The organism is Micromonospora xinjiangensis (assembly GCF_056150165.1).
Genome location: NZ_JAXCFO010000002.1, coordinates 362,902 through 375,507, shown reverse-complemented (window position 1 = coordinate 375,507; position 12,606 = coordinate 362,902). Strand labels below are relative to the sequence as shown.

Genomic DNA, 12,606 nt, shown 5'->3' with positions numbered 1-12,606 from the left:
CCATTGATCGAGACTGATCTGCATCCGGTAACCCGCCGGTAACAAACACCCGCACACCCCCTGCGGAGGTACCAGTGACCAGACGTCTCGCCACCCTCCTCGCCTCGGGCGCGTTCGCGCTGCTCGTCGCGCTGGGAGCCGCCTCCCCCGCCAGCGCCGCCGTCACCCCGGCGCAGAAGCTCTCGGTCATGTCCAGCTGGACGCAGACCAGCGCCAGCAGCTACAACGCATGGAACTCCGCGCGGCTGAACAAGGCCGCGTGGTCCGAGTACGCCTTCGACTGGTCCACCGACTACTGCTCGTCGAGCCCCGACAACCCGCTCGGGTTCACGTTCGAGCTGTCCTGCTACCGGCACGACTTCGGCTACCGCAACTACAAGGCGATGGGCCAGTTCCCGAGCAACAAGTCCCGGCTGGACAGCGCCTTCTACGAGGACCTGAAGCGGGTCTGCGCCACGTACAACGCGGTCGTCCGGCCCGCCTGCCTCAGCCTGGCCTGGACCTACTACCAGGCGGTGAGCATCTTCGGTTCCGTGGCGGCCGTGAACCCGGCCGACATCGAACGCGCCGCGAAGATGAAGGCCGACGCCGAGCGACGGGCCGGCCTGCGCGCCTGACCCGACACCGGGCCCGCGTCACCGCCAGGACCGGGGGGCGCGGACCCACCCCCTTCGTCCACCACGCCCCGCGCCGTCAGGCCCGCTCGCCGCGGCCGCCCCGCCCGTCGGGGCCGCCGTCCCGCCCGTCAGGCCCGCTCGGTGCGGCCCGCCGGCCGACGGTCCGGCTCCGCCGCGCCGGCCTGGCGAGGCGCGGGCCGGGGCACCGCCGTCCGGAAGCGGGTCGAGTCGGCGGCCAGGTCGGGGTGCTCGACGTCCAGCGCCAGCGCGGCGGCCTCCTCCAGGCCCAGCTCCGCTCCCTCGCCGTACGCGTCGTCGAACGCCGCGTCGCCCAGCCGCTCGCGCAGCTCCGCCTGCCGCTCGGCCCAGTACGCCCCGTAGATGCCGGACGCGCAGCGCAGGTCGGCCCCCGTCGCCTGGGCGGCGCCGAAGAGCCGGGCCGCGAGCGGGAGATCTCCCCCGGCCGCGCAGCGCACCGCGATCGCGTTCAACGTGTCGCAGGCCCGGCCGTGGAAGCCGTGGCTCATCCGCGAACGCAGCGCGACCAGCAGGTGCTCGTGGGCCGCGACCAGGTCGCCGCGGGCCAGCGCGACCATGCCCAGCAGCATGTCCACCGAGCGCCGCCCCCGCTCCAGGGGACGGGCCGCCTCGACCGGACGGGCCGCCCCGAGCAGCTCCGCCGCCTCGTCCAACGCACCGCGCCGCCAGAGCAGCTCGGCCAGGCTGTAGACGGCGAGCAGCGCGTCACCGAGCACGTCCTGACTCTGCGCCCAGTCGATGACCTCCCGGCACACCCGCTCGGCCTCGACGAACTGTCCCATGTCGACGAGCGGCGCGGCGCGGCCGGCCAACACCCGGGCGAGCAGGCCGGCGTCGCCCGCCTGCCGGGCGGCCGCCTCGGCCCGCTGCGAGTACCGCAGCTCCTCGGCGAACTCGCCGTCCGCCCCCGCGTGCAACGAGTGCATGTGGTACGCCGCCGCCAGCTCCGCCTCCGGGATCCGTTCACCGGTCTCGGCGATCCGCCCGTAGAGCCGGAAGAGCCAGAGCCGCCCCTCCCGGGCGAGCCCACGCTCGCGCCACCACTGGTCCAGGCCACCCGCGAGCCGCAGGCCCGCCGCGGCGCTGCCGCCGGTGGCGCACCAGCGCAGCGCGGCGCGCAGCTCACCGGCGAGCGGGTCCAGCGCGTACAGGGAGAGCGTGACCGGGCGACCGTCCGGGCCGAGGTGCGCCTGCTCCAGGGCGTGCGCCGACCAGGCCACGTGCCGGTCCCGGGCGGCCTCCTCCTCACCGGCCTCGGCGAGCCGCCGCGCCGCGTACGCGCGGATGGGGTCGAGCATCCGGTAGGTGCTCCCCGAGGCGTGCGGCTCGGCCAGCACCATCGACTTGTCCACGAGCACGGAGAGCGGGTCCAGCGGGTCGTCGCCGAGGAGCCACTCCACCGTCGCCAGGTCGACCGGGCCGGCGAAGACGGCCAGCCACCGCAGCAGCCGGGCGGCGCGCGGCCCGAGGGTCCGGTACGACCAGGTGACGGTGGCCTGCATGGTGAGGTGCCGCTCGGTGGCCGAGCGCTGCACGGCCCGGGTCGCCGGCGTCGGCGGCGACGCCCCGGCGGCGGCCGCCACCAGGTCCACGGTGTCCTGCTGGTTTCCCATCCAACCGCGGTCCACGGGCGGTGGCTCCGGGTCCTCCCGCCCGGCGTCCAGGGTGCCGAGCACGTCGTCCAGCCGCTCGGCGAGCTGCCCCACGGAGAGCACCCGCAGCCGCGCCGCGGCCAGCTCGATGGCGAGCGGCAGACCGTCCAGCCGCTGCACGACGCGGCGAAGGTCGGCCGACTCGGCCGGGTCCGGCGCCCGGCCGCCGCGCGCCGCCGCCGTCCGGTCCAGCAGCAGGGCCACCGCGTCGCTCTCCGCGCCGTCGTCCGAGGGCTCCACCGAGAGCGGCGGGATACGCCACACCACCTCGCCGGGCACCCCGAACGACTCACGGCTCGTGGCCAGCACCCGCACCCCCCGACCACCGGCGAGCAGCCGGGAGATCACCTCCGCGCAGGCGGCCGGCTGGGCGTCGCAGGTGTCCAGCAGCACCAGCATGCGACGGGCGGCGGCGTACTCCACCAGGGTGTCCACCATGGGACGGCCCGGCTCCGGGCGCAGCCCGAGCACGGCGGCGATCTCGAACGCCACGAGCCCCGGGTCGGTGACCGCGGCGATGTCGACGAACCACACCCCGTCCGGGTGGGCCTCGACCACACCGGAGGCCAGCTCGACGGCCAGCCGGGTCTTGCCCGCGCCGCCCGCGCCGAGCACCGTGACCAGCCGGTGCTCCTCCACCAGCCGGCGCAGCTCGGCGCGTTCCCGCTCGCGGCCGATGAACGAGGTGACCTGGGTGGGCAGGTTGTGCGCCACCGCGTCGGCGGTACGCGGCCGGGGGAACTGCCGCTCCAGGCCGGGAGCGACGAGCTGGAACAGGCGTTCCCGGTCGTCGAAGCCACGCAGCCGGTGCAGCCCGAGGTCGAGCAGGGAAGCACCCGTGGGCAGCGGATCGGCGCGGCGAGCCGTGGACTCCGAGCAGAGCACCTGCCCGCCGTGCGCGGCGGCGGCGATCCGGGCCGCCCGGTGCACCTCGGGGCTCGCGTACTCGCCGTCGCGCGGTTCGGCGTAGCCGGTGTGCAGGCCCATCCGCACCCGTGGCGCGGCCTCCGGGGTGGGCCACTCGTGGCTGGTCAGCGCCCGCTGGGCGGTCAGGCAGGCGGTCAGCGCGGCGGCCGCGTCGGCGAAGGCCAGGAAGAACGAGTCGCCCTCGGTCAGCAGCTCCGCGCCGCCGGTGCCGGCCAACGTGCGGCGCAGCAGTCGGCGGTGCTCGCGCAGGACCGGGCGGTAGTCCGGACCGAGCAGCTGGGCCAGCCGGGTCGAGCCCTCGATGTCGGTGAACACGAAGGTCACCCACCCAGTCGGGAGCTGGATCCGTGCCGCCATGCGTCGAACCTCCGCCCGTGACGTCGGGTTCATGCTGCCCGAAGCCGAGCGGTCACGCATCGTGAGAACGGCCGGCCGGGCTCGGACTCAAAGTGCCACTCGGCCTCGCCCGGGGCAAGGTCGGGCCCCCGCTCGGTCGGTCGCCGGCCGATCCTCACCGGACCGCGCGGGCACCATCGTCCACCTGACCGGCTCGTCGCGCGCCGAGCCGAACCCGCTGCGTCAGCAGCCGCACGCGCCGCCGCAGCAACCACCGGCGGACGCCGGGGCCCCGGCGGCGGAACCGCCACCGCGGCCGGTGACCGCGACGGTGGAGAGAAGCTTCACCGTGTCGACGTGGCCCTGCGGGCAGGCGGCCGGCTCACCGGCCTGGACCATCGGACGGTTGACCTCGAAGGTTTCGCCGCAGGCGCGGCAGCGGAACTCGTACCGGGGCATGGCATCAGGGTACGTCCGGGCCTGACGTGCCGCGGGACATGGGTGATACTCGACGGGTGGTGGACGGCGAGGACAGATCGACCCTTCGGCCCCTGCGCCCGGCCGCGCCGCTCGACGGGGCGCTCGCCGAGTCCGGCGCGGCCCCCGATCCGGCGCCCGGGCAGGTTCCCCGCCCCCGTCGCCCCTGGCTGAGACCCGAGGCCCCCGCCGCACCCGCCTCACCCGAGGCCGCCGCCTCACCCGGCGGCACCGACACCGGCACCGGCACCCGCACCGAGGCGAACGGCGACGCCTCGGCGGAGACCACCGCCACGACGACCACCGCCACGGAGGCCGCCGACACCCGCGCGAAGTCCGAAGGCGACCCAGCGGCCGTGACCACCCCGGAGGCCGCGACCGGCGCGTCCGGCGCTACCGGGCCCGAGACGGACGCCGCGAAGACGGACACCCCCACGGCCACCGGAGCCCCGGCGAAGGCCGACGCCGACGCACCGGCCCCGACCACGGGTGCCGCCGACCCGAAGGCCGAGGCCGCGGGGGCCGGGACCACGAAGGTGGACAGCACGAAGGCGGACGGCACGAAGGCGGACGCCACCGAGGGGGCTGCACCGGCACCGGGCGGGGCGCCCGCTCCGCCGGCCCTCGGTGCCGCCACTGTGGAGGCGACCACCTCCACGCGCCGCTCCCGCCGGCACCGGGTGCCGTTCGCGCACGCCGTCCGCGTCGGTCCGCGCCGGGCCGCCGTCGCCGCCGCTCACGCGACCCGGGCCTGGTCCCGGCGCCCCAGCGGCCGCCTCACGCTCCCCGGGATGTTCCTGCTCGTGCTGGTCGCGGCGACGGCGGCCGCCGGCGCGGTCGTCGTTCCGGCGGCCATCCGCGCACCGCGCACGGTCGCCGTCGACGGCAGTGCCGCGCCCACCGCTCCCGCTCCCGGGCTCTCGCCGACGGTGCCGCCGTCCGGCTTCCCGGGCGGCCTGCCGTCGGGCCCGCCGAGCGGGCCCACCACCGCGCCTCCCACCGGCGTGCTGCCGACCGGGCCCGGCGCCCCGACCGGCGGCCGGCCCGCCGACGCGCTCGCCGGCTGGGCCCAGCAGGTCGGCGCGAAGGTCGGGATCTCGCCGGTCGCCATGCAGGCGTACGGCTACGCCGAGCTGGTGCTCGCCCAGACCCATCGCAGCTGCGCGCTCAGCTGGACGACCCTGGCCGCGATCGGCTTCGTCGAGTCCTCACACGGGAGGGCCAACGGCGCGACCCTCGGGCCGGACGGCCGGGCCACGCCGGAGATCATCGGCCTGCCGCTGGACGGACAGGGCGGCCGGATGCGGATCACCGACACCGACCGGGGGCAGTTCGACCGCGACAGCACCTACGACCGCGCGATCGGGCCGATGCAGTTCATCCCGACCACGTGGAAGGAGGTCGGCGTGGACGCGGACAACAACGGCTCCATCGACCCCCACGACATCGACGACGCCGCCCTCGCCGCGGGCAACTACCTGTGCCGCAACGGGCGCAACCTGAGCATCCCGGCCGACTGGTGGAACGCGATCCTGTCGTACAACGACGTGCGTCGCTACGCCCAGGACGTCTTCGACACGGCCAACCGCTACGGGCAGGCGAGCCGTACGTGAAGTGATCGTCTGCATACATTTGGAGAACTGGACACTTCCCCCGGGCTGAGGTTAGCGGCAAGCTAGACGGGTGAAGGTGCGCGAGTGGGACGCCCGGACCGCATCGGCCGCCGAGATCGCGTCGCTGCTGGACACGCTCAACGCTGTCCTCGCGGCCGATCTGCCGCAGGATCCGCCATGGCGGGAGAGTTCCCTGCGGGAATACCTCACCGAGGTGATGCCGGGCCAGCGACGGATCTCCTGGGTGGCGCAGGCGGAGCCGGCGACGAACGGCGCCCCCGGGCCGATCGTCGGCCAGGTGCACGTGCTGCTCCTCGGCGACATCGGCGTGCTGGAGGTGCTGGTGCACCCCGACGTCCGCCGCACGGGCCTCGGCCGGGAGCTGGTCCGGGTCGCCGCCCACCGGGTCTACCAGGAGGGTTTCTCCTCGATCGGCGTCGAGGTGGTCGGTGACACTCCCGCCGTGGCCTTCTACGAGTCGCTCGGCTTCATCCGCGAGTACGTCGAGACCCGCAGCGTGCTCAACCTCTCCAGCGTGGACTGGGCCGACCTGTCGGAGATGGCCGGAGGCGTGGGCGCCGGATACCACCTGGAGTTCCACCCGGGCGGGCCGCCCGACGAGCTGCTCGAGGCGTACGCCCGCGCCAAGGCCGAGGTCCGTGACGTCGAGGACGGCGAGCTGCGGCCGAGTTCCTACGACGCGGAGCGGCTGCGGGACAGCCTGGACTGCCTGCACCGGCGCGGCATGAAGCCGTACATCGTGCTGGCCCTGCACGAGCAGACCGGCGAGGTGGCCGGCCTGACCGAGGTGGTGGTGCCGGCGCAGCACCCGACCCGGGCCGACCAGTACGACACGATCGTGGTGCAGGACCACCGCGGCTACGGCATCGACCGGGCGATCAAGGCACGGATGCTGATGGAGCTGCGCTCGGCCGAGCCCGAGCTGGCCGAGGTCCAGACCTGGAACGCCCAGGCCAACGAGGCGATGCTGAAGGTCAACGCCGAGCTGGGCTACCAGCCCGACCGTGACTGGTGCGAATACAGCGTGGACGTGGGCGAGTTGGTCCACCGCCTCGACTCGGCGCGCTGAGCCCGGCCGGAACGCTCCGGGCCGGCCCACCACAGCGGCCTCGACGTCGAGGGGGGCGCCGTCAGCCGTGCCGGGGGTTGATAGGGGGTGGAGGCACGTTGCGGTACGTGGCCACCCGCACCTGAGCGCCCGGTCCGGGCCGTCGATGCGGCGCGACCGGGGCGCGGCGAAGCCTCGGTCAGTAACGCTCGCGGAGCAGTCGGGCCGCCTCGACCGCCCAGTAGGTGAGGATGACCTGGGCGCCGGCGCGGCGGATCGAGGTCAGCGTCTCCATCATCACCTGCTCCCGGTCGATCCAGCCGTTGGCGGCGGCCGCCTCGACCATCGCGTATTCACCGGAGACCTGGTAGGCGGCGACCGGAACGTGGACGGCGTCGCGCACCGCGGCCACCACGTCCAGGTACGGCAGAGCCGGCTTCACCATCACCATGTCGGCGCCCTCGGCGACGTCGAGGGCCACCTCGCGCAGCGACTCACGCAGGTTGGCCGGGTCCTGCTGGTAGGTCCGCCGGTCCCCCTCCAGCGCCGACTCCACCGCGTCCCGGAACGGGCCGAAGAAGGCCGAGGCGTACTTGACGGCGTACGCCAGCACGGCGACGTTCTGGTGGCCCGCGGCGTCGAGCGCCCGCCGGACCGCCCCGACCTGGCCGTCCATCATCCCGGACGGCCCGACCATCCCGACCCCGGCGTCGGCCTGGGCCACGGCCATCTCGGCGTACGCCGCCAGCGTCGCGTCGTTGTCCACCTCGCCGTCCGGCGTGAGCAGCCCGCAGTGCCCGTGCGACGTGAACTCGTCCAGGCAGAGGTCGCTCATCACCACCGTGGCGTCCCCGACCTCGGCCACCACATCCCGGATCGCGACGTTCAGGATGCCGTCCGGGTCGATCCCGCCCGAGCCGGACGGGTCACGCTCCGCCGGCACGCCGAAGAGCATGATGCCGCCGACCCCGGCCTGCACCGCCTCCACGGCGGCCTTCCGCAGCGAGTCCCGGGAGTGCTGGAGCACCCCCGGGAGCGAGGCGATGGCCCGGGGCTCGGTGAGCCCCTCCTTCACGAACATCGGCACGACCAGCTCGGCCGGGTCGACACGGGTCTCGGACACCAGCCGCCGCAGCGCCGGGGTGCGGCGCAGCCGGCGGGGCCGGATCTCGGGGTACGGCACGGAACTGCCTCCTGACGACTACCGGAACCTCAGGGCGGTCGGACCCTGCACCTTCGAGCCCCGGCGCTGCTTGGCCGGCATGGCGGCGAGCTTCTCCCGCAGCTCGACGGCGTAGGCGGCGAGCGCCTCCACCAGATCGGGCACCGAGGCGTGCTGAGGCTGGACGTCGACCCGCAGGCCGAACTCCGTCGCGGTCTCCGCCGTCTTCGGGCCGATGACAGCAACAACGGTACGCGCGTGCGGCTTCCCCGCGATGCCGACCAGGTTCCGGACCGTGGAGGACGAGGTGAAGAGCACCGCGTCGAAGCCGCCCGACTTGATCGCGTCGCGGATCTCGGCCGGCGGCGGGGCCGCCCGGACGGTCCGGTACGCGGTCACGTCGTCGACCTCCCAGCCGCGCTCGGTGAGCCCGGCGGCGAGCGTCTCGGTGGCGATGTCGGCACGCGGCAGCAGCACCCGGCCCACCGGGTCGAGGACCTCGTCGTGCGGGGAGAACTCGGCCAGCAACCCCTCGGACGACTGCTCCCCGGACGGAATCAGCTCCGGCTGGATGCCGAACGCGCGGACCGCGTCGGCGGTCGCCTCGCCGATGCAGGCGATCTTCACGCCGCCGAAGTGCCGGGCGTCGAGGCCGTGCTCGGCGAACTTCTCCCAGACCGCGCGGACCGCGTTCACCGAGGTGAAGATCACCCAGGCGTACCGGCCGTCGACCAGGCCCTTCACGGCCCGCTCCATCTGCGCCGGGGTGCGCGGCGGCTCCACCGCGATGGTCGGCACCTCGCACGGGATCGCCCCGTACGCGCGCAGCCGGGCGCTCATCACGCCGGCCTGCTCCTTGGTGCGCGGCACGAGCACCTTCCAGCCGTACAGCGGCCGGTTCTCCCACCAGCTGAGCTTGTCACGCTGGCCGACGCCCTCGCCCACGGTGAGCACCACCCGGCCGGTGAAGCCGAGCGCGGCGGCGACGAAGCTGTCCACCGTCGAGGTGGTGGTGTACTGCGTCTCGCCGGTGCCGTCGCCGGTGACCCCGACCGGGGTGGCCCCGTCCACGCCGGCCGAGAGCAGACCGTCCCGGACGGCGGCGAGGTCGCCCGCGTCCACCGCGAGGGCGAGCGAGCCCCGGGTGACCGCGGCGGCGAGCGCCTCGAAGTCCAGCGTGCCGACGTCCTCGATGTCGGCCGCGGTGCGTACGCCCGGCAGCGGCACACCCGCGTAGGTGGCGACCCCCTCGGCCTGGCCCACGCCCGGCACGACCTCGAAGTGGGCGGCCGTGCGGGCGACCGCCTGCACCTCCTTGACCACCGAGTCGTGGCCGAACGGGTCACCGGCGACCAGGTGCACCGCGTTCTGCCCGGCGCGGGCCGCCGAGATCAGCACCTTGGCCACGTCGCCCGGGGCGCCCTCGGCCGGGGTGAACTCGGCGTCCTCACGGGCCTCGGCGCGCACGGCGGCGAGCAGCGACTCGGGTACTCCCCGGTCGTACACCACCTGGTCGGCGTCGACCAGGGCGTCGTGCGCCCGGCGGGTCAGCAGGCCCGGGTCGCCGGGACCGGCCCCGACGAACGCGATGCGGCCTACGGGCTTACGGGTGCGGGTCATTCTGTGCTCCCAATTTGCTGGGTCCCCGGACCGGTGTGTCCTTCGTGGCCGAGGATCGTGTCGGCGCCGACGTCGAGGAGTTCGGCGGCGAGTGCCTTGCCGATCTCCGCCGCTTCGGCGGGCGTTCCGGTGCGGGACAGCCGGAGGTCACGGGTGCCGTCCGGGCTGATCACCGCCCCGCGCAGATAGATCTCCTCACCGGTGTCGCCCTCGGCGATCTCGGCGTAGGCGGCGACGGGCGCGCTGCACCCGGCCTCGAGGGTGGCCAGCAGCGCCCGCTCCGCGATGACCGCGGCGCGGGACGGTGCGTGGTCCAGCACGGCGAGCAGCTCTATCAGGTCCGGGTCGTCGGCCCGGCACTCCACCGCGAGCGCGCCCTGGGCGGGCGCGGGCAGCATCAGCATCGGGTCGAGCGTCTCGGTGATCTCGTCGGTCCGCCCGATGCGGGCCAGGCCGGCCCGGGCCAGGACGATCGCGTCGAGGTCCGCCGCCGGGCCCAGCACCCGCCCCAGGCGGGTGTCGATGTTGCCGCGGATCGGGGTGACGTCCAACTGCAGGCCGAGCGCGTGCAGCTGGGCGATCCGACGCAGCGACCCGGTGCCGACGGTGGCGCCCGGCGGCAGCTCGGCGAGCGTGCGACCGTCCCGGGCGACCAGCGCGTCGCGCGGATCCTGCCGGGGCGGCACGGCGGCGATGTGCAGCCCGGGGGCGGCCGCGGTGGGCAGGTCCTTGTACGAGTGCACCGCGAAGTCGATGGTGCGCGCGGTCAGCGCGTCACGCAGCGCGGACACGAAGACGCCGACACCGAGCCGGTGCACCGGCGCCTGCGAGCGGTCACCGGCGGTGACCACCTCGACCAGCTCGACCGGGCGCCCGGTGGCCGCGGTCAGGGCGTCGGCGACGTGCCCGGACTGGGCCATCGCCAGAGCGCTGCCCCGGGTGCCGAGGCGCAGTGGTGCGGTCATCGCTCACCTCCGGTGGACGGGGTGGGGTCGGTCTCCACGACGTCGGGGACGGTGTCGACCGGGGAGGTCTGGGGCACCTCGAGATCGAACAGCTCGCGGAGCAGGGCCGCGTACTGGTCGCCGCCGGGCTCGGCGGCGAGCTGGCGGACCCGCACCGTCGGCTGGTGCAGCAGCCGCTGCACGACCCGGTGCACCGTACGCGCCACCTCGGCGCGCTGGTCGTCGGTCAGGTCGGGCCGGCGCTGGGCGAGCCGGCGCAGCTCGGCGCTGACCACGTCGTCGGCGCGGCCGCGCAGGGCGGCCACGGTGGGGGCCACGTCCGCACCGCGCAGCCAGATGAGGAAGCTCTCGACCTCGGTGGCGACGATCTGCTCCACGGCGGCCGCGTCGCTGGCGGCCGGCCCCTCGGCGAGCAGGCTCGCCATCCGTTCGATGTCGATCACCTCGACGCCGGGCAGCTCGGCCACCCCGGGCTCCACGTCGCGGGGCACGGCCAGATCGAGCAGGACCAGCGGCCCCCGCCGGGGGTCACGCCCGGCCAGCGCCTCGGCGACCACAGAGCGGGTGAGGACCGGTTCGATGGCCGCCGTGGCGGCCACTACGATGTCCACTGTGGAGAGTGTGGCGGTCAGCTCGGCCATCGGGACGGCGCTCGCGCCGTACGACTCGGCCAGCCGGGCGGCCCGCTCGGCTCCCCGGTTGGTCACGGTGAGCGGCGCGGCGCCCAGCCGGGAGAGCGTCGCCACGCCCAGCGAGCCCATCGCACCGGCCCCGACCACCAGGGCGGGCCGGCCGGTGAGGTCACCGTCGACGTGAGCGGCGGCCAGTTCCAGCGCCGCGGTGACCACGCTCTGACCGGCACGGTCGATGCCGGTCTCCGCGTGGGCCCGCTTGCCCACCCGCAGCGCCTGCTGCATCAGCTCGTGCAGGAGGCGGCCGGCCGAGTCGGCGTCGGTGGCCCAGTGGTAGGCATCCCGGAGCTGGCCCAGGATCTGCGCCTCGCCGACCACCATCGAGTCCAGCCCGGCGGCGACCCGGAAGACGTGGTTGACGGCGGCGGAGTCGTAGTGCACGTAGAGGTGGTTGGCGAGCGCCGTCGGCGAGCAGCCGGCCTGGTCGGCCAGGACGGCGCAGATGTCACCGAGACCGCCGTGGAAACCGGACACCGCGGCGTAGACCTCCACCCGGTTACAGGTGGAGACCAGCACCGCCTCGCTGACGTACGGCTGCGCGATCAGCCGGTCGAGGATGCTGGTGAACTCGGCGGGCGGCACCGCCAGCCGCTCCAGCGTGGCGACCGGTGCGGTGCGGTAGGACGCGCCGACGACCAGGAGTTTCACGTGCCGATCGCCTCCTGCGAGTCGGTGGCCGCGAGACCACCCGGCAGAGCGGTGAGGGCGGACCCGCCGGTGGCGGGCAGCGCGGTCAGCGACGCCTTGCGGTGCTCGTGGAAGGACAGGATCTGCAGTTCGATGGCGAGGTCGACCTTGCGTACGTCGACCCCCTCCGGGACCGAGAGTACGCAGGGCGCGAAGTTGAGGATGCTGGTCACGCCGACCGCGACCAGTTGGTCGGCCACGTGCTGCGCCGCGCCGGCCGGGGTCGCGATCACGCCTATCGCTATGGACTCCTCGGCGGCGACCTGGGGCAGCTCGTCGACATGCCGTACGACCAGGCCGTTGATCTCCTCGCCGACGCGGGCCGGGTCGGCGTCGAGGAGGGCGGCGATGCGGAAGCCCCGGCTCGCGAACCCGTCGTAGCCGGCCAGGGCGTGACCGAGATTACCCACGCCGACAAGGGCGACCGCCCGTCGCTGGGTGAGCCCGAGCACCGACTCGATCTGCTCGATCAGCAGCGCCACGTCGTAGCCCACCCCGCGGGTGCCGTACGAACCGAGGTGCGAGAGGTCCTTGCGGAGCTTCGCGGAGTTGACGCCGGCCGCGGTGGCCAGCCCCTCGCTGGAGACCGTCTCGTGGCCGGTGTCGGCGAGGTTGTGCAGGGCGCGGAGATACTCCGGGAGCCGCGCGACGGTCGCCTCGGGCAGGTCCGGGAGCGCCGGTACGGCACCGGCGCTACCGGGCGCGCCAGGGTGACGGTGCTGACTCATGAGACTCCGTGCGGTGCGATCC

Annotated in this window: 10 protein-coding genes; 3 read left to right on the top strand and 7 right to left on the bottom strand. The window is 74.7% G+C overall.

Annotated features, from left to right (window positions below; translation table 11 throughout):
* Nucleotides 1-74: 74 nt before the first annotated feature.
* A complete protein-coding gene (locus SM573_RS08570) occupies nt 75-617 on the top strand; it encodes a phospholipase (protein WP_474611165.1) in 543 nt (180 codons plus the stop codon).
* A gap of 128 nt (nt 618-745) precedes the next feature.
* Here the strand turns inward: SM573_RS08570 and SM573_RS08565 are convergent, their stop codons facing one another.
* Nucleotides 746-3,592: an ATP-binding protein gene (locus tag SM573_RS08565; protein ID WP_474611166.1), complete on the bottom strand. Its 2,847-nt coding sequence runs from the start codon at nt 3,590-3,592 to the stop codon at nt 746-748.
* A gap of 222 nt (nt 3,593-3,814) precedes the next feature.
* Nucleotides 3,815-4,030, bottom strand: a complete 216-nt coding sequence (locus SM573_RS08560) for an FmdB family zinc ribbon protein (RefSeq protein WP_474611167.1) — start codon at nt 4,028-4,030, stop codon at nt 3,815-3,817.
* Between the two features lie 38 nt (nt 4,031-4,068).
* Here SM573_RS08560 and SM573_RS08555 point away from each other — a divergent pair, with 38 nt between their 5' ends.
* Together SM573_RS08555 and SM573_RS08550 are read left to right on the top strand one after the other, a co-directional pair.
* Complete coding sequence (locus SM573_RS08555) at nt 4,069-5,661, top strand: lytic transglycosylase domain-containing protein (RefSeq protein WP_474615866.1); 1,593 nt, start codon at nt 4,069-4,071, stop codon at nt 5,659-5,661.
* A 70-nt stretch (nt 5,662-5,731) separates the two neighbouring features.
* Nucleotides 5,732-6,751: a GNAT family N-acetyltransferase gene (locus SM573_RS08550; RefSeq protein WP_474611169.1), complete on the top strand. Its 1,020-nt coding sequence runs from the start codon at nt 5,732-5,734 to the stop codon at nt 6,749-6,751.
* 178 nt (nt 6,752-6,929) lie between these two features.
* Here the strand turns inward: SM573_RS08550 and hemB are convergent, their stop codons facing one another.
* Genes hemB through SM573_RS08525 form a run of 5 tightly spaced genes read right to left on the bottom strand, consistent with a single transcriptional unit; the run spans nt 6,930 to nt 12,584 of the window.
* A complete protein-coding gene (gene hemB / locus SM573_RS08545; RefSeq protein WP_474611170.1) occupies nt 6,930-7,913 on the bottom strand; it encodes a porphobilinogen synthase in 984 nt (327 codons plus the stop codon).
* An 18-nt stretch (nt 7,914-7,931) separates the two neighbouring features.
* Nucleotides 7,932-9,512: a bifunctional uroporphyrinogen-III C-methyltransferase/uroporphyrinogen-III synthase gene (locus SM573_RS08540; protein WP_474611171.1), complete on the bottom strand. Its 1,581-nt coding sequence runs from the start codon at nt 9,510-9,512 to the stop codon at nt 7,932-7,934.
* Nucleotides 9,509-10,477, bottom strand: a complete 969-nt coding sequence (gene hemC / locus SM573_RS08535) for a hydroxymethylbilane synthase (protein WP_474615865.1) — start codon at nt 10,475-10,477, stop codon at nt 9,509-9,511. The genes SM573_RS08540 and hemC overlap by 4 nt, the downstream gene beginning before the upstream one ends.
* Nucleotides 10,474-11,817: a glutamyl-tRNA reductase gene (locus SM573_RS08530; protein WP_474611173.1), complete on the bottom strand. Its 1,344-nt coding sequence runs from the start codon at nt 11,815-11,817 to the stop codon at nt 10,474-10,476. The genes hemC and SM573_RS08530 overlap by 4 nt, the downstream gene beginning before the upstream one ends.
* A complete protein-coding gene (locus SM573_RS08525) occupies nt 11,814-12,584 on the bottom strand; it encodes a redox-sensing transcriptional repressor Rex (protein ID WP_474611174.1) in 771 nt (256 codons plus the stop codon). Before SM573_RS08525 ends, SM573_RS08530 begins: the two co-directional genes overlap by 4 nt.
* Nucleotides 12,585-12,606 lie beyond the last annotated feature (22 nt).